Source organism: Endozoicomonas atrinae, assembly GCF_001647025.1.
Classification (GTDB): domain Bacteria; phylum Pseudomonadota; class Gammaproteobacteria; order Pseudomonadales; family Endozoicomonadaceae; genus Endozoicomonas; species Endozoicomonas atrinae.
Map to the genome: position 1 here is coordinate 69,075 of NZ_LUKQ02000001.1, position 17,540 is coordinate 86,614.

Consider the following 17,540-nt stretch of genomic DNA (forward strand, 5'->3'; position numbering starts at 1 on the left):
ACTTTTTGAAAAAAATCACTGTGCAGTACTGAGCGTTTCTGCCTGGCTCTTGGAGTCAGCTCCTGAAAGCCGACCCATTGTATCCTTTAAAATCTGACTATCAGGACTTTTCTTCAGCGCTTCCGCCCATAGAGATCTGGCAGCATCTTTCTCACCTTTTACCCAGAGCACCTCACCCAAGTGAGCAGCAATCTCAGCATCAGGAAACTGGCTGTACGCCATTCTTAAATATTTCTCTGCCTGATCGAGGTTTCCGAGGCGGAACTGCACCCATCCCATACTGTCCAGAATCGCCGGATCCTCGCTGTTCAAATCATAAGCCTGCAAAATAAGTGCTTCAGCTTCTTTAAAGCGGTCGGTTCGATCAGCAAGAGTGTACCCCAGAGCATTCAATGCAGCAGCATTATCAGGATCAAACTCCAGAATAGAACGCAAGTCTTTCTCCAAACCTTTCAGGTCATCCAGCTTTTCATAAACCATTGCTCTTGAATAAAGAAGGTTTACCGATTCGGGGTTTGTTTTAAGCGCCCGTTCAAACAATATCAACGCTTTGCCCAGCTGACGATCATTAACCAGAAGCTCCCCCTCCAGCAAGAAAAGCGATTCCATTCGTGCAGGGTGACGATTTCTTGCCTCCCCTATATGGGTCAGCGCCTCTTCCAGTTTATTCTGCTCAACCAGCATCTGGGTCAATGCCACCTGGGCCGCCATAAACTCCTTTCCAGGACCGACAGAAAGATAATGTTCTTTTGCTGAAGAGTACTTTTGCTGCTTCTCACTCAAACGTCCAAGATAGTAGTGAGCTGTATTGTTCCGCTCACCAAGGGCCAGCAGCTGCTCAAAGTACCGCCCGGCTTCCTGCTCCAAACCATTTTCCAATGTGATAAGCGCCAGAGACAATACAATATCACTCTCCCCGGGAGCCCTCTCAAGCAGAATTTCAAACTGCTTCTTTGCCAGGTCGAGCTTACCTGCATGAACGAGAACTCTGCCATATAACAATCGAAGGCGGTTTTTATCAGGGTGACGCTGAACCGCTTCAGCAAGCATAACTTCAGCTTCAGCATCCCGCTTCAATTTGTTTAAAGCCCGGCCCTTTACCATCATGGCAGGTACAAATCCGCGATCCTGCCTAAGGAGCTCATTTGCAAGAGCAAGCGCTGATTCAAACTCACCGCTCTGCTGAAGCAGAATAGCCTTACCCAGCTTCAGTACACGATAATCCGGGTAAGCCTGAGACAATTTGTCAAACTGACGAATAAGTTCAAGCTGGCTATCTTTAGCCACCTTCCCCTGGGCGTTGCCAGCTGCACTGGCAAGTACGTCAAAGGCAGGACTCCCCCCCAGGGAAAGCTGCTGGCTCATCTGGGCAAAGGCCCTGTCATACTGACCGGCATACACCAACTCAAGCGCAGACCCATGAAGTGCATCCAGGTTTTCCGGCTGAAGTTCAACCCAAAGTAATGAAGCATCCAGCGCGGCCTGTCGTGCCCCTACATAAACCGCAACCTGATAGGCTCTCTGAGCCACGCCGATATCTCTTGTTTTGTGCGCCTGCTTCAAATAATTACCCAGCGCCAGGTCGTAGCGCTGACGCTGGCCACCAACCTCTGCCACCAGCAAATCATAAAGCGTCTCCGCCTCAAAAGGGGTAACAAGCTCATCAGCCCGAGCCTGTGACTGGCCATCCGTTGAGCTTGCAGCATTACTATCAACCTGCTGAACATTCTGACTGGCACAACCCGCTAGAAAAGCAACAAAAACAAGAATCAACGGTTTACTGCATTTTCTGAAAACCTCAGCCCCATTGATGAAATATTCAGCCCTGGCAATCATTCTAATCATGGATGGTATGCCCTTTCCCCTAATTCTGGTTGATATACCCGTCACATTTAACGCTGTTACTTTGCCGGCTACATCTACTCACTGATAGCAGCGTAGCAACTTCAAGCCCTTCAGGTATAGAAGCAGTCGCCCTTTGGATTTATTCCTGTCGACAAGCAAACACAGCTCTCCGCACCAAGAACAGCCCTCTCATCAAAGACCAGCAAACTGTGCAAAATATCCATTAAAAAACGTGAAGAGAGTTTGCAGTTACACGCTTTCCATTGCAGAATTGATCGGCCGAAACACCCATCAATCCAGCAACCCCATAAAGATTCTCACTCCTGACTGCGGCCTGAGTCTGAATCTGATAGCTGCGATTGAGGTATCGGATATGGTCATAAGCCAGAAAAAACATAAGCAGGATTTGCAGAACGCTCCAGCAATCAAGAGCTTTCCTGAAAGAAAGCCTTAAGCGGAAAATGTCAGGCAGTACCCACGTTGAACCGGGCATACTCCTCTGAAAGCATTTTCAAATTAAAAATTGAGCTACATAACGCCCCGTCCATATAGCATCGAATGCTGCATAATACGGGTACTGATATGTCAGCCAATCTATAGTAGCAGTGAACCAGGACAGCAACAGAGGTCTGATGGGGTATATTACCGCCGGTATCAATCACAGGACAGCACCAATCACATTGAGGGAACAGGTTGCCTTTGCTGCTGACCAGCTGTCCGATGCACTTCAAAGCGCCAGGATCCACACTGGCATTGAAGAAATTGCCATTCTGTCTACCTGCAACCGTACCGAAATCTACTGTGCTATCCACAGTTCCGAGTCTGAAGCGGCCAGACTTTGCTATGAAAGACTGATTGACTGGCTGACCAGCTATCATCAGACCAACTGTAAATTACTGACAGAACACAGCTACCTTTTCCATGATGAAGCAGCAGTGCGCCATTTGATGCGTGTTGCCTGTGGGCTTGACTCGATGGTTCTCGGCGAACCCCAGATTTTGGGACAGTTAAAATCTGCTTACGCCAGCGCACAGGAAGCAGACACTGCCGGCCCAGGCCTGAATCGATTATTTCAGCACAGCTTTACCACGGCCAAACAGATTCGGACAGAAACCGCTATCAACGAGCAGCCAGTCTCCGTAGCCTATGCCGCTACCCGACTGGCAAAGCAGATTTTTTCCGATCTCAGCGAAAATACGGCATTATTAATCGGGGCTGGCGAAACCATTGAGCTGACCGCACGACACCTTTGCCAGCAAGGTGTTGCCAACATTATCGTGGCCAACCGTACCCTGGAGCGGGCCCAGCGCTTAACGGATATTTTTGGCGGAAAGCCTGTCCTACTCTCGGATTTACCCCAAATACTGCATGAAAGCGATATTGTTATCAGTTCCACCGCCAGCCCTGTACCGGTGCTCGGCAAAGGCGCTGTTGAAAAGGCACTGAAGCAGAGAAAACACAAACCAATGTTTATGGTGGATATTGCGGTTCCCCGGGACATTGAACCGGAAGTAAGTGAGCTGGCTGATGTTTTTCTCTACACTGTTGATGACTTGCAGGATGTGATTGAAGACAATCTGCAACAGCGAAAAGATGCTGCCCAACAGGCTGAACGCATGATTGAGGCTGACACCTTTGAATTCATGACTCGCCTGCGCGCTCTGGATGCCGTCAGTCTTTTGCGCAACTATCGCCAGAGCACAGAGGCGATAAGAGATCTGGAGCTTGAGAAAGCACTGCAATGGCTGGCCAGAGGAGCCAGACCGGAAGAAGTACTTCAGCAATTTGCTCGCTCTCTGACCAACAAACTGATGCACCACCCCAGTGTACAGCTGAAAAGCGCTGCCGCAAAAGGGCAGCAGGAAAAGCTGGAGTGGGCAGAGAAACTTCTGGGCCTGAACTCCAGTCGTAAAACTGATTCAACTCAGGATGCCTGATGGTATTCTGAATCCACCCCTTTATAGACACCTTTTGCAGACATCATGAAAGAGTCCATTCTCGTCAAACTGGAAAACCTCGGTGAGCGCTTCGAAGAGCTTTCAGCACTGTTGAGTGACCCAGGAGTTATTGGTAACCAGGATCAGTTTCGCAAGTTCTCCCAGGAATACGCTGAACTGGAACCGGTAGTTAAAGCCTACAAAGAGTATGACCAGCTACTCAGCGACAAAGCCGAAGCAGAAGCCATGATGGCAGAAGGTGACCCGGACATGGCGGAACTGGCTCGCGAGGAACTGGCCAGTTGTGAAGAGCAACTGCCAGAGATGGAAAAGAACCTCGAAGTTCTGCTGTTGCCCAAAGACCCACGGGACGGTCTGAACACCTTCCTGGAAATTCGTGCAGGAACCGGCGGTGATGAAGCGGCCATTTTCGCTGGTGACCTTTTCAGAATGTACTCCAGATACGCTGAAAAACGTGGCTGGCGAATTGAGGTTATCAGTGCAAGCGATGGAGAGCATGGTGGCTACAAAGAGATAATCACCCGTGTTATTGGCAGCGATGTCTACGGTCGAATGAAGTTTGAGTCCGGCGCTCATCGCGTACAGCGCGTGCCTGAGACTGAATCCCAGGGAAGAATCCATACCTCTGCCTGCACCGTTGCCGTGATGCCAGAACCTGATGAACAACAGGCTATTGAGATCCGCAAGGAAGACCTGAGAATCGATACCTACCGCTCATCTGGCGCTGGTGGCCAGCACGTCAACACGACCGATTCAGCCATTCGCATCACCCACCTGCCAACCGGCATTGTGGTTGAATGTCAGGACGAACGCTCACAACACAAGAATAAGGCCAAAGCAATGACCTGGCTGGCAGCCAAACTTCAGGATGCCCAGGATTCAGCTGCAGCAAAAGAAATCAGCGATACCCGTAAAAGTCTGGTCGGCAGTGGTGACCGCTCTGAACGGATTCGCACCTATAACTATCCACAGGGAAGGGTTACTGACCATCGTATTAACCTTACCCTCTATAAACTGCCAGAAATTGTTGAAGGCGAACTGGATCCGGTGATCGACCCTCTGCTTCAGGAACATCAGGCTGAGCTATTGGCCAGCCTGGCTGGTGAGTAAGTCATGAGCAGCTCCCGAATAGACACCTCTCTGGCAGAAGCATCCCGCATGCTTTCTGCCAGTCCTACCCCACGGCTTGATGCAGAGCTACTGCTGGCTCATATTCTGGACAAGCCACGAAGTTATTTTTTCACCTGGCCTGAAGCCCTTCTAACCAGTGAGCAGATGGACAGTTTTTTTAAGCTCATTGATCAACGAAAAGCAGGACACCCCGTAGCCTATCTGACCGGACAGCGCGAATTCTGGAGCCTTCAGCTAAAAGTGAGCAAAGCCACCCTGATCCCAAGGCCAGACACCGAGCTTCTGGTTGAACTGGCACTGGGTCTAGCACTCAATCTAGAGATTGCACCTCATCAAAACACCAAGCCAAAAACCAAAGTTGCTGACCTGGGAACCGGTACCGGTGCAATAGCCCTCGCCCTGGCAAAGGAAAGGCCTGACTGGGAAGTAACTGCGATCGATAAAAGCCCGGACGCCCTTGCTGTTGCCTCAGAAAACGCGGTTATCAATGGTATCGGCAACACGGTATTTATCGAGGGATCATGGTGCTCACCGCTGGCGAAAAGCTCAATGGACATGATCGTCAGCAACCCTCCCTACATTCGCAGCAATGACCCGCATCTGAAAGAAGGTGACGTCCGTTACGAACCCCTTTCAGCGCTGGTCTCCGGAGTTGATGGACTGGACGATATCCGTGATATTGCCGAGCAATCACTGCAAAGCCTGAAGCCTGGAGGGTGGGTTCTGCTAGAACACGGTTATGACCAGGGCAGCCCCGTCCAGACAATCCTTTCTCAGGCAGGCTTCACTCAAATTCGTACAGAAACTGATCTGGCCGGTCATGACCGCGTGACCCTTGCCCGCAAACCTGCTGCCTGAAATACCAATACCACTACAGGCTTACTCCACACTGCCGTCATAAGTAATAGCCCTAAATACCAAGCGGCATTCAGTGCATATAAACTGGATGCCATTTTTTGCCCACTATGCCAACGTATACTTTTTAATCAAAAACAGGCATAAAATTCTTACGGGCACACTAGTGTAATTGATGGGCTTCGGGCGGTTAGCTACGGGCACTTGGAGAAAACATGTTTGCCAGACGATTTCATAGCTTTTTGCAGCAGGACTACGCCATTGGTGTACTGCTTTTTATCGCCTCGGCACTGGCGATGCTTGCTGCCAATACTTTTTTTGCAGAGTATTACGACTTACTGCTATCAACCCCTATCCGTTTTACCGTAGGCCCCCTGGACATCCACAAACCACTGTTACTGTGGATCAATGATGGCCTGATGGCAGTATTCTTTCTTTTGATCGGCCTCGAAGTCAAACAGGAAGTTCTTGCAGGGGAACTCAGCACTCCGGCTCAGGTTATGCTGCCAGGCATTGGCGCCATCGGCGGAATGCTGGTACCAGCTCTATTCTATGTGGCTTTCAATTACTCAGACCCCACTGCTATTAAGGGCTGGGCAATACCCGCCGCGACAGACATTGCGTTTGCCGTAGGTATTCTTGCCCTACTAGGTAAACGTGCACCCGCATCACTGATGACATTCCTTCTGGCTCTGGCCATCATTGATGACCTTGGCGCTATTATTATCATTGCCATTTTCTACACTGAAGACCTGTCCCTGATGTCAATGGGCATTGCCTCTGTCTTACTCGCAATCCTGGCTTTCTTCAACTATCGAGGCATTACCAGGATCGGGCCTTATATGGTTGTGGGCACACTCCTCTGGATCTGCGTATTAAAGTCAGGTGTTCACGCTACGCTGGCTGGCGTACTTCTGGCGTTTACCATTCCACTGAAAGCGGTTGATCGTAGAGGCCGATCCCCACTGAAAGCCCTGCAGCATAACCTGCACAGCAGTGTTCATTATGTGATCTTGCCTATTTTTGCGTTTGCCAATGCAGGCCTTGAACTGAATGCTGAACAGATCAGAAGCCTGTTCACCCCAATCCCCCTGGGGATTGTAACCGGCCTCTTCCTGGGCAAACAGATTGGTGTGTTCAGCTTCTGCTGGCTGGCCGTTAAATCGGGACTGGCAAAACTACCCACCGGAGCCAACTGGATCCAGATGTACGGCCTCTCCATACTCTGTGGCATTGGTTTTACCATGAGCCTGTTTATCAGCTCACTGGCCTTTGAAGATGTGAATACCAGCTACCTGATCTCAGATCGTATCGGTGTACTGACCGGCTCCATACTCTCTGCCATCTTCGGCTTTGCCACTCTTTACTGGGCTGGACGCAAACAGGCCTGATTTTTTCCTGGCCTCTGTTTAGAGGCCGGTACCTCAACAAACAAGAAATGAAACCATTCTCACCAAAGTTTCTCCAAAGCTGTTAAACTCGCTTTCAATTTATCAATCCTGAAGTACTCCACCCATACAGCCCAGCCTGCACAATGAAAAGGAATTGGCGGTACTTCTGACAAATCTTACAGAGAGCTCATTAGCCTATGGAAAACAGAGGCGTTTTGCTGGTTAATCTGGGGTCACCGGACAGCACATCTGTTGAAGATGTTCGAAACTATCTCAATGAGTTTTTGATGGACAAGCATGTGATCGACCTGCCATGGGTTATTCGCAGACTGATCCTCAGCCTTTTTATCTTACCTTCCCGCCCGGCAAGATCCGCTGAAGCTTATCGCGCAATCTGGACTGAGCAGGGCTCCCCACTGATCGTAAACAGTGAGAAATTTACGGAAAAGCTCAGAGAACGAACCACCATCCCCGTCGAGCTGGCCATGCGTTATGGGAAGCCTGATATGGCAGAAGCTCTCAAAAAACTTTCACAACAGCCAGGCATTGAGGAAATCCTGCTATTTCCACTCTACCCACACTACGCCATGTCGTCAGTCAAAACCGTGATTGAGCGCACGAAAAGCCTGATGCAGGAGATGAACGTCAACATTCCGCTTCGTGTCCATCCGGTTTTCTATGATCACGATGGCTACATTGAAGCCCTGGTCGAAAGCGCAAAATCCTGGCTGGAAAAAGATTTCGACCACTTGGTCTTCAGCTACCATGGCGTACCAGAACGCCATATTATAAAAGATGACCCTACCAGCAATCATTGCCTGAAAGACAAAAGCTGCTGCCAGAAAACCTCGATTGCCCACAAAACCTGCTATCGCCATCAGGTATATCAGACAACAGAAGCCTTTGTTGAAAAAGCAGGCATACCGATTGATAAATACAGCGTTGGCTTCCAGTCCCGACTTGGAAAAGCCAAGTGGCTGGAACCCAACACGCTGGATGTCATAAAACAACTGGCTGATCAAGGCGCCAAAAAAATACTGGTCATCTGCCCTTCTTTTGTTTCCGACTGTCTGGAGACACTGGAAGAAATCGGCATTGGCGCCAAAGAAGAGTTCATTAAAGCCGGTGGCGAATCACTGGAGCTGATCCCGTGCCTGAATGACCATCCTGCCTGGATAAACCTGTTACAGCAATGGACAGAGCACCCTCTAACTTATTGATTACCAATGGACATGGGCATTAATTATGCCCATCTCTCCAAATCCGTCTTGTATCCGACAAAGTCTGCCCTTATAGTACAACTACCTAGCCGATTTACGTAAAAACAACTCCCCCTCAAGAGAAGGGCGCAATGAATAGCGTGATAAACTGGCACAGAAAGTACGTTGTCTTAAAAAACCATACAAAGGCTTCTCACGACGCAGGCTTTATTCACCTGCCCAAAACCTTTTTTGCCCCCGCTCGCCTGCTACTCCTACTACTGCCCTAGGGCATATTATTACTATCTCCCCCAATACATGGCTCTAATGGCCAGACAGCAAACCAGCTTGCTCAGCTTGAGTCTTTGCTGAACCAGAATGCTGCGCACTCAAAACCGATTACAGCAGCATAACCAATAAGAAATTAATCAGCCTTTCGAACGGCAAAGGCAAGGGATACATCATGAACAATAATCAGGTTGTGATTTTTGACACCACCCTGCGCGATGGAGAGCAAAGCCCTGGCGCAGCAATGACCCGTGATGAAAAGTTACGCATTGCCAGAACCCTGGAAAAACTGAGGGTAGATGTTATTGAAGCCGGTTTTGCCATGGCCAGCCCAGGCGACTTTGAAGCCGTTAAAGCCATTGCCTCCAACATCACAGAAAGCACCGTATGCAGCCTCTCAAGGGCTCTGGAGAAAGATATTGACCGTGCTGCCGAAGCTCTGAAACCAGCTAAACGAGGCCGAATTCATACGTTTATTGCAACCTCTCCCATCCACATGCAACACAAACTGTGCATGAGCCCGGACGATGTGATCAAACAGGCAGTGTTTGCCGTAAAGCGAGCCAGAAACCAGATTGATGATGTTGAGTTTTCCTGTGAAGATGCCGGCCGCTCAGAAATAGACTTTTTGTGCCGTATTATTGAAGCCGCCATTGATGCAGGCGCCAGAACTATCAACATTCCGGATACCGTTGGCTATGCTCTGCCACACCAGTTTGGAGAAACCATCAAAACCCTGATCGAGCGCATCCCAAACGCTGACAAAGCCATTTTCTCCGTACACTGCCACAATGATCTTGGTCTGGCAGTAGCGAACTCTCTGTCCGCAGTTGTGAATGGGGCACGTCAGGTCGAATGCACCATCAATGGATTAGGGGAAAGAGCTGGTAACGCTTCTCTTGAAGAAATTGTCATGGCCCTGAAAACCCGTTCGGATTGCCTGGGGGTAACCACCGGCATCAACACCACCCAGATCGTACCAGCCTCACGACTGGTTTCATCCATCACCGGCTTCCCGGTTCAACCCAATAAGGCCATTGTGGGTGCCAACGCCTTTGCCCACGAGTCCGGAATACATCAGGATGGTGTACTTAAGCACCGGGAAACCTATGAAATTATGTGTGCAGAAGAAGTGGGCTGGAATACCAACCGACTGGTACTCGGCAAACTGTCTGGCCGCAACGCCTTCAAAACCCGAATGGAAGAACTGGGCATTTCGTTTAACAGCCAGGAAGACCTGAACGATGCCTTCCAGAGGTTTAAAGTTCTGGCGGACAAAAAATCGGAAATCTACGACGATGACCTTCAGGCGCTGGTGAGCGATGCCCGAAGCAGCAGTGAGCTGGTTGAAAAATACAAATTGATTGACCTGAACGCTGGCTCAAGAATTGGCGAAACACCCGAAGCAACACTCACTCTTGAAATCAACGGAGAACAACGGATTGTTTCCAGCAGTGGTGATGGTCCTGTTGATGCCATTTTCAAAGCTATTGAAAAGTCAGCAAACTCTCAGGCTAAACTGGCACTGTATAACGTCAGCGCCATCACAACAGGTACTGACTCCCAGGGCAAGGTCTCTGTCCGGCTTGAGAAAAACGGGCAGATAGTCAATGGTTCCGGGGCTGACACCGACATCGTTATTGCTTCCGCCAAAGCCTATATCCACGCTCTTAACCTGCTGGAAGCAGATTTAACCAAAGCCAACCCACAGACGGGAGGTAACGTTTGATCATATTGGTTTGATTAAAATGCCAACAGAGTCTTTCAGTGATACTATTGGCATTTTAATCTTCCTCCTGCTCTTACTCTTGAGAAGAGCCACAACCATTGAGAGCAAACATGCAGGGCGAAACCGTTGACCAACCTTCACCATCCAGCTGTGATCAGGCTGTCGACATTTCTGCAGTAAAGATGCAGACCGCCCGCCGTGAGAAAATCAGGCAAAACTACCTGGGAGCGATGGGTATTCAGACCTGGTTTCCCAGATACCAGCTGACCAACGCTCAGCCAGCCAGACCATTTGACTGGATTGAAGAGGATGCGCGGGCACTTACTGAAACAGAGTCAGTTAACTCTGTTTCTGGCACTGAGAGCAGCTCAGCGTTCAACCAACACGAAGCAAGAAAGCATTCTCAAGCAGGATACTCACCGACAAAGCCAGCGGATATCCTTGGGCAGTTTATTACACCTTCAAAACCTGCAGAGGAAATCAAACAGAAAGCCCAACCTTCGCCAGAGCCCATAAAACAGCTGGCTGGTTCTGCCAGCAAGTTCCGCCTGGTAATAAAGCCAGTCAGCGATGACTGTCTTGTGGTTGCCGAAATGCCACACTCCGGGCTCAATCAATTCAGCCGCTATCATCAACGGCTATTAGATGACATCCTGAGAGCACTCAAGCTCAAACCTGAAGGCCCACAGGCTTTTCGTGAGTTTGTCTGGCCAATGGCAGAAAGCCGGGGTCTCTTAAGCCAACTAAGCCAAGATGACTACGCTGCCGCCGATGCTATCTGCGCTTATCTGAGCAACCAATACGGCTTATCCCGCAGAAAGGTTATTCTTTTATTTGGCCAGTCAGCCGCCAGGTTTGTCATGGATCCAGAGAAAAATTTTGAGCAACTCCGGGGTATCCAGCAGGGCACCCATACAGGCCAATGGTTTGCTGTAACTCATGGGCTGAATGAACTTATGAAGCAGTCCATACTCAAAAGAGAAGCATGGCAGGACCTGGCTCCCTTACTCGCTAAAATACCAAACACACTCGGAAGCGCCTGAGAATCATCCAGCCCCACAGATCAAACGATTCAGACAAATCATCAGCCATGACACAGCAATCACTTACTTTTCGCCACATGCTGGAGAAAGACCTGGAGCAGGTCTATACCGTAGAGCAGCAATCAGCAGAGCATCCTTGGCGAAAAGCGCACTTTTCTGACAGCCTGAAATCAGGCTACACCTGCGAACTGGCAGTACTGGACAGCGAAATTGTAGGGCACTGCATAATGATGATGGCTGCCGGTGAAGCCAGCATCCTAATTCTGACCATAGACAAAAAGTTTCAGAGACAAGGCATTGGTCGGCAACTGTTGCAACATATGATTCAAAAAGCATCACAGTCTGACTGCAACACCATACTATTAGAAGTTCGCCGCTCCAATATCAAAGCATTCAACCTTTATCTTGATGAAGGCTTTAGCGAGATCGGAGTCAGAAAAAACTACTACCCCATGGGCAAGGGCTGGGAAGACGCCATCGTCATGGCAATGGAGCCTGAAACATTTCTCATCTAGCTCCGCGCAAGCTGAAAATAACAGAAGCTCTGGGGGCGACTTACTCCTAAATGACAACCATTAAGCCAACACACTAAACGACAATTAAATCGTAATAGCGCAATGCGACTTCGCACGAACGACAAAGCAATCGGCCAAGTTTCAAAATCAAGCCAGACATGGTTAAAAAAAACTACAAAATACGAGCTTTCCACCCCTGCACACTGAGAAATTGACAGGTATAATCGCGCCCCTGTTTTAGTCATAGCAAGGTCTTAAGCGTTGATTATCTTCACCGTCACCAACAAAACCACCTCTCAAGTCTATGTAGGGTCAACCCGCAATGACCTGGTTGACCAATGGGAAAAAATGGTGGCTGCTGCCGAGCAGAATCTTGACTACCCGCTATATCAGGAGATTCGCGTCCACGGCAGGGATGGCTTTGTCGTTGAAGAGTGGGATTTCGTAGAAGACCGCAATGAGCTTAACACCCTTGAACAGGAAGCCATTGAAACGCTGGATGCTCGCAGCCTCCGGGGCTACAAAACCAGTACCGTAAAAATTCAGCCTAAAAAGAAAACACGAACCCGTAAATCCAATCTGGAGAAAGAGCTTGCCAATATCTTTGCCGAGTTCGATGGAGACATCGATGACTTTGATGAGATATCTCCAGAGCCGAAAAAGCAGGCTGAAGAGAAAACTGCAGAGCCACAACAGCCCAGCCCTGCGAAACCGCTGACAGCCGTTTCTATTGAACGCACCAGATCACCGGAAATCAAACTGGATGTTTCTACTGCACAGGAAAGCACGGCGGAAGCCCAGAAAGAGAAGCTGGCAGCAAAACAGGAGAACGGTTCGCAGGTGAATGCCGTTGTTCAAATGAACAACATCTGCCTCAGTGACGATATTTCGGCTCAGCTTGAAGCCATTCAGGCAGCAGCCAACGCTGTCCTTTCAGGAAGCAGCAATGCGGTTGAACTTCTCAACAGCAAACCAGCCGCTCTCACACCTGTTGAGATCGAAGTCGTTGAGCAACAGCCTGAACCAGTGAAAGCCGCTGAGCCAGAGATCATCATTGAACTTGACCCAAGGGAAAAGCGCATCCGTGAAGCTATTGAGCGACACCGAAAAGCCAGAGCTCAGAAGACTTCAGATAGCCAGGCATCCGATCGCCAGGAAATTGAACAACTGCTTGCAGAACTCAACACAAGAGCCATGGGCATAAATAGCCAGACCATGGCTGCAGTCGCCTGACTCTTCAGACCGGCATTTTCCCTGAAAGTGCCGCTCCCCCTCTCCCCCATCTATACTTGGGTCTATGGACAAGCCCAAAGACCCCTCTATTGAACACACACAGCGAGCACTTCCCCACAAGCTCCAACAAGTCTGCCATACCCTGCAGAGGTTAGAGCAGAAGATGATCCTGATCGGCCATCGTAGCGATCAAATCGCCTTAAAAATGCAGCAGATCCGGGAAAATATCCAGAACTAAATGCCTGGACGCCAACCCTCTCTAACACACAGTATCCAGTTAACCACAGCATCTGTGGATAACTCTGTTAATCCCTGCAGGAAAACATCTCACAGACTATAAAACATGGACACAACAACATCCTGATCATTTATTGACCAGCCACTCTATTCAAATCAAGCCCCAAAAAGAGAATAAATACGTATTAATAAATAATCTTAAGAAATATATATTCCACCGCTTTTCCGACCATCCGAACAGGCAAATATTTAGAACGCCTCTTCTGATTGAAAGAACACAATGCTGATGTAAACACTAAAGGTAACTTATGTCCGGCAGGGATTTTCTAGAGAATTATTTTGACCTGAAAGCTCATGGCACGAATGTCAAAACCGAGGTGATTGCAGGCTTCACCACATTCATGACCATGGCCTATATTCTCGTGGTCAACCCTCTGATTCTTAAAGATGCCGGCATGGATTTTGGTGCTGTGTTTACAGCCACCACCATCTCCGCAATTATCGGCACCCTGGTAATGGCGGTATGGGCAAAGCTGCCTTTTGCCCTGGCTCCAGGCATGGGCCTGAATGCCTTTTTTGCTTACGGTGTTGTGCTTGGCATGGGTTACTCCTGGCAAATGGCCCTGACTGCTGTTTTTCTCGAAGGCATCATCTTCCTGATTCTGACCGCTTTCAATATCCGTGAGGCCATTGTTAACAGCGTTCCACTTAGCCTGAAAAAAGCCGTTTCCTGCGGTATCGGCCTGTTCATTGCCTTTATCGGTCTTCAGAACGCCGGTATTGTCGCAGCTAACCCTGCAACGTTGGTAACGGTTGGCACTTTGACTGATCCAAAACCACTGCTGGCTCTGATCGGCATTCTGGTTACCGGTGTCCTGCTGGTTAAAAATGTCCGCGGCGCACTGCTGATTGGTATCGTAGCTACCACCCTGATCGGCTTCCCACTGGGCGTGACCTCCATGCCAGACTTCAGCAACGGCCTAACCCCTCCTGATATTTCACCGATCTTATTCCAGTTTCAGTGGGACCAGGTGTTCACCACGGACATGGCCATCATCCTGTTTACCTTCCTGTTTGTGGATATGTTCGACACAGTAGGTACTCTGGTGGGCGTATCCACCAAAGCCAACATGCTGAACGAAAAAGGCGAAGTACCTAACTGTAAGCAGGCTTTGTTTGCTGATGCTGTTGCGACTACCGCGGGTGCGTGCCTTGGTACCAGCACCGTAACCACCTTCGTGGAAAGCGCCACTGGTGTATCTGCAGGTGGTCGTTCTGGCCTGACCGCTCTGGTCGTAGCTGGCCTGTTCCTGGTTGCACTGTTCCTGTCGCCACTGTTCCTTATGGTCCCTGGTGCAGCAACCACTCCGGCCCTGGTGCTGGTTGGTCTGTTTATGATGTCACCTATCAAGGATATTGATCTTGATGACTTCAGTGAGTCCATCCCGGCATTCCTGACCCTGCTGTTCATGCCAATGACTTACAGCATTGCAGAAGGCATTATTATCGGTATGCTCTCTTACATCATACTGAAGCTATTGAGCGGTAACTATCGTCAGGTATCTGTTGCTTCCTACATTGTTGGCGCACTGTGTCTGGCCAAGATCGTTATGTAAACATAACGATTCAGTATCCAGCCATAAACCACGCTTCACCCGCATGCTATTACGGCCCATAATATGGGCCGTTTTTATTTGATCACTAGTGCTATGTCCCTACCTACAGTCCAACCCGAAAGGTATGAAGAGCAACTGGCAGAAAAAGCCAGCAGCATTTGCAACGAGTTTGCCGATTTTGGTATTCCTGAGCTGGAACTTTTCCGTTCCAGACCGGAACATTACCGGATGAGAGCAGAGTTTCATGTCTGGCATGAGGGAGATCACTGCTACTACCGGATGTTCGATCCACAAACCAAGCAGCCTTTTGAGGTAACCTCCTTTCCCAGCGGCTCCGAAACCATTAACCGGTTAATGATGCCCCTGATGGAAGCTATCATTGCCAGCAGCCATCTGAAGAAACGGCTCTTTCAGGTTGAATTTCTCACCACCCAGACAAAGGAAGCCCTGGTTTCACTGATCTACCACCGCCAGCTGGATGAACAGTGGAGACAGGAAGCAACAGCACTTCAGGAACAGTTTGGTATTCGTATTATTGGACGTGCCCGTAAGCAGAAACTGGTGCTGGACAAAGACTATGTCACTGAAACATTGACCGTGGATGGTAAACCATTCCATTACACTCAGGTAGAAAACAGCTTCACCCAGCCTAATGCCAGTGTTAATGAGCTTATGCTTGCCTGGGCCAGTCGAGCCTCACAGGAGATTACGTCCGCCAGTAACAGTGATCTTTTAGAACTCTATTGTGGGAATGGTAATTTTACCTGTGTATTAGCCAGATATTTTACCAATGTACTGGCGACTGAAATTGCCAAAATCTCAGTACACTCAGCCCGGGAAAACTTTAAGCTGAACGATGTGGACAATGTAGAAATCGCCCGGCTATCCAGTGAGGAGTTTACTCAAGCAATGAACAAGGAACGTGCATTTCGCCGCCTGAGCGAAATCGATCTGGACAGCTATCATTTCTCAACCATTCTGGTTGACCCACCCCGGGCGGGTCTTGATGAAGGAACAGAAAAGCTGGTGCAGAATTTCGACAATATTCTGTACATTTCCTGCAATCCTGAAACGCTCAAGAAAAATCTGTCAACTATTTGCCAGACTCATAGAGTTGAAAAAATCGCCCTTTTTGACCAGTTTCCATACACTCATCATGCTGAAATGGGCGTTCATCTGATTCGGAAATAGTCAGATTTACACTCCCCGGTGGGACTCCTACTTTGATTCTTAGGAAGAAAAAGTTTTAGGGAAGTTCACCGGGGTAGTCTCACGTGAAAAACTACAAGCTGAAATCTCTGCCAGCATTGATCATTTTTTCTGTTCTCTGGCTCTTTTTTGCACCTGCTTCTTACAGCAACGATGCAAACTACATAAAAACTGCGGTCCTGTTCGTCGCCTATGACCAGGGTGAAAGCAACGCCTTCCTGCGTATTCAGGAAAAGCTCAAAAGCTCAAATATACCCTACCGGATATTGGCAATGGGTCATGCTGCTGAAGTCTTCAAGGATGATCCAGCGTTGATTCAGATAGATAGGCTGACCCACAACGAGGCGCTGTTTGAAAATCGCGACCAGCCCTTGAATCAGAAGCTGGTTTACAACCTCGCCGAACGGATCTCGACCAAAATCGTCTATACCGGCATGGCAAGCCGGGCGCAGGCCCAGATTGCCAATATCTGGGATAGAAGAGGCGCCAAGGTCATCGCATTTTATGATAATTTTGAACCGGTTAATTCCATCAGTTATGTACAGCCCTTTTTAGAAGAGCTGAGATACATAGATGAGTTCCATGTCCCCAGCAAAACAACTGCTCTCAGCTTTCAGAGCATAGCAGTATCCTTAGGAGCAGAAGTAACCGTTACGGGACAGCCCACATTGGAGGACTGGGACAGAGTCTATGAAGAGACCGATATTTTCCTGTTACGCGACACCCTCAATATACATCCTGAGCAACCTGTAGTGTTATTTGCCGGTGACTACAGCAGCAGCTACCCCTGGGCTTTTCAAACCTTTATTGCAGCAACCAGAATGCTTCCAAACATTCTTTTCCTGGTTTCATACCACCCCAAGTTTGATGGAGGCCTTGAACGCAGAATCATTGAGGCTCAATCTGATGGAAATGTTCATCTGCTACATCACGGCACTTATTCCACCGCAACACTGAGCACAATTTCCTCTGCTGTTATTGTGCATAAATCATCTGTAGCTCAGCAGGCCATCTACAGAGGCAAACCGGTAATCTATGTTACTGATCAAAACTATCATAACCTGATGCTGACCGAGCAGCTTGCCATTCGTGCATCAAGTCCAGAGCCTCTGGCCATCATGATTAACGCCCACATCATGGGTTACAGAGCACCAGCAGTTGCCGAAAGTCTGGGCATACCTGATGCTCCCAGCAGGACAATATCAAAGCTGATAATTGACGAACTAAGACGAAAGTCTGATTAAAAATTGTGTTTTTTTGATTTATCAGCTTTATAGAAATTACACAATAT

The 17,540-nt window shown here is 48.9% G+C and carries 14 protein-coding genes; 13 read left to right on the forward strand and 1 reads right to left on the reverse strand.

Features of this window, described 5'->3' with window-relative positions:
• Positions 1-15 precede the first annotated feature (15 nt).
• On the reverse strand, positions 16-1,845 hold the full coding sequence (locus AK963_RS00355) for a tetratricopeptide repeat protein (RefSeq protein ID WP_083232353.1): 1,830 nt from the start codon (positions 1,843-1,845) through the stop codon (positions 16-18).
• A 632-nt stretch (positions 1,846-2,477) separates the two neighbouring features.
• On the opposite strand from AK963_RS00355, the gene hemA reads away from it, so the two are divergent.
• The 13 genes from hemA (at position 2,478) to AK963_RS00420 (ending at position 17,493) form a co-directional block, all read left to right on the forward strand.
• Entirely contained in the window at positions 2,478-3,782 is a 1,305-nt protein-coding gene (hemA, locus tag AK963_RS00365; protein WP_066013082.1) for a glutamyl-tRNA reductase, read from the forward strand.
• A gap of 45 nt (positions 3,783-3,827) precedes the next feature.
• Positions 3,828-4,913: a peptide chain release factor 1 gene (gene prfA, locus AK963_RS00370; protein WP_066013084.1), complete on the forward strand. Its 1,086-nt coding sequence runs from the start codon at positions 3,828-3,830 to the stop codon at positions 4,911-4,913.
• A gap of 3 nt (positions 4,914-4,916) precedes the next feature.
• Positions 4,917-5,792, forward strand: coding sequence for a peptide chain release factor N(5)-glutamine methyltransferase (gene prmC, locus AK963_RS00375; protein ID WP_066013085.1), 876 nt, complete (start codon positions 4,917-4,919; stop codon positions 5,790-5,792).
• A 212-nt stretch (positions 5,793-6,004) separates the two neighbouring features.
• A complete protein-coding gene (nhaA, locus tag AK963_RS00380) occupies positions 6,005-7,180 on the forward strand; it encodes a Na+/H+ antiporter NhaA (protein WP_066013087.1) in 1,176 nt (391 codons plus the stop codon).
• A 197-nt stretch (positions 7,181-7,377) separates the two neighbouring features.
• Positions 7,378-8,400 (forward strand): ferrochelatase, encoded by a 1,023-nt coding sequence (gene hemH, locus AK963_RS00385; protein WP_066013090.1) that lies wholly within the window; start codon positions 7,378-7,380, stop codon positions 8,398-8,400.
• Between the two features lie 442 nt (positions 8,401-8,842).
• On the forward strand, positions 8,843-10,396 hold the full coding sequence (locus AK963_RS00390) for a 2-isopropylmalate synthase (protein ID WP_202969693.1): 1,554 nt from the start codon (positions 8,843-8,845) through the stop codon (positions 10,394-10,396).
• 110 nt (positions 10,397-10,506) lie between these two features.
• Positions 10,507-11,439, forward strand: coding sequence for a uracil-DNA glycosylase family protein (locus AK963_RS00395; RefSeq protein WP_066013092.1), 933 nt, complete (start codon positions 10,507-10,509; stop codon positions 11,437-11,439).
• Positions 11,440-11,486: 47 nt separating this feature from the next.
• On the forward strand, positions 11,487-11,954 hold the full coding sequence (gene rimI / locus AK963_RS00400; RefSeq protein ID WP_066013093.1) for a ribosomal protein S18-alanine N-acetyltransferase: 468 nt from the start codon (positions 11,487-11,489) through the stop codon (positions 11,952-11,954).
• Positions 11,955-12,215: 261 nt separating this feature from the next.
• The gene (locus AK963_RS00405) at positions 12,216-13,187 is read left to right on the forward strand and encodes a GIY-YIG nuclease family protein (RefSeq protein WP_066013096.1); all 972 of its coding nucleotides are present in this window, start codon (positions 12,216-12,218) and stop codon (positions 13,185-13,187) included.
• Between the two features lie 64 nt (positions 13,188-13,251).
• Positions 13,252-13,425: a hypothetical protein gene (locus tag AK963_RS33055; protein WP_175404397.1), complete on the forward strand. Its 174-nt coding sequence runs from the start codon at positions 13,252-13,254 to the stop codon at positions 13,423-13,425.
• Positions 13,426-13,732: 307 nt separating this feature from the next.
• Positions 13,733-15,040 carry an NCS2 family permease gene (locus tag AK963_RS00410; protein WP_066013097.1) on the forward strand — a complete coding sequence of 436 codons (1,308 nt, stop codon included), beginning with the start codon at positions 13,733-13,735 and terminating at the stop codon, positions 15,038-15,040.
• A gap of 93 nt (positions 15,041-15,133) precedes the next feature.
• On the forward strand, positions 15,134-16,231 hold the full coding sequence (gene trmA, locus AK963_RS00415) for a tRNA (uridine(54)-C5)-methyltransferase TrmA (protein WP_066013098.1): 1,098 nt from the start codon (positions 15,134-15,136) through the stop codon (positions 16,229-16,231).
• A gap of 83 nt (positions 16,232-16,314) precedes the next feature.
• Positions 16,315-17,493, forward strand: coding sequence for a hypothetical protein (locus AK963_RS00420; RefSeq protein WP_066013099.1), 1,179 nt, complete (start codon positions 16,315-16,317; stop codon positions 17,491-17,493).
• Positions 17,494-17,540: the final 47 nt, after the last annotated feature.

Bases quoted from the DNA above. Each gene is read 5' to 3' on its own strand.
- nhaA (WP_066013087.1), top strand. From the start codon at position 6,005: ATGTTTGCCAGACGATTTCATAGCTTTTTGCAGCAGGACTACGCCATT.
- AK963_RS33055 (WP_175404397.1), top strand. From the start codon at position 13,252: ATGGACAAGCCCAAAGACCCCTCTATTGAACACACACAGCGAGCACTT.
- AK963_RS00355 (WP_083232353.1), bottom strand. From the start codon at position 1,845: ATGATTAGAATGATTGCCAGGGCTGAATATTTCATCAATGGGGCTGAG.
- AK963_RS00410 (WP_066013097.1), top strand. From the start codon at position 13,733: ATGTCCGGCAGGGATTTTCTAGAGAATTATTTTGACCTGAAAGCTCAT.
- AK963_RS00395 (WP_066013092.1), top strand. From the start codon at position 10,507: ATGCAGGGCGAAACCGTTGACCAACCTTCACCATCCAGCTGTGATCAG.
- hemA (WP_066013082.1), top strand. From the start codon at position 2,478: ATGGGGTATATTACCGCCGGTATCAATCACAGGACAGCACCAATCACA.
- trmA (WP_066013098.1), top strand. From the start codon at position 15,134: ATGTCCCTACCTACAGTCCAACCCGAAAGGTATGAAGAGCAACTGGCA.
- prmC (WP_066013085.1), top strand. From the start codon at position 4,917: ATGAGCAGCTCCCGAATAGACACCTCTCTGGCAGAAGCATCCCGCATG.
- hemH (WP_066013090.1), top strand. From the start codon at position 7,378: ATGGAAAACAGAGGCGTTTTGCTGGTTAATCTGGGGTCACCGGACAGC.
- prfA (WP_066013084.1), top strand. From the start codon at position 3,828: ATGAAAGAGTCCATTCTCGTCAAACTGGAAAACCTCGGTGAGCGCTTC.
- AK963_RS00390 (WP_202969693.1), top strand. From the start codon at position 8,843: ATGAACAATAATCAGGTTGTGATTTTTGACACCACCCTGCGCGATGGA.
- rimI (WP_066013093.1), top strand. From the start codon at position 11,487: ATGACACAGCAATCACTTACTTTTCGCCACATGCTGGAGAAAGACCTG.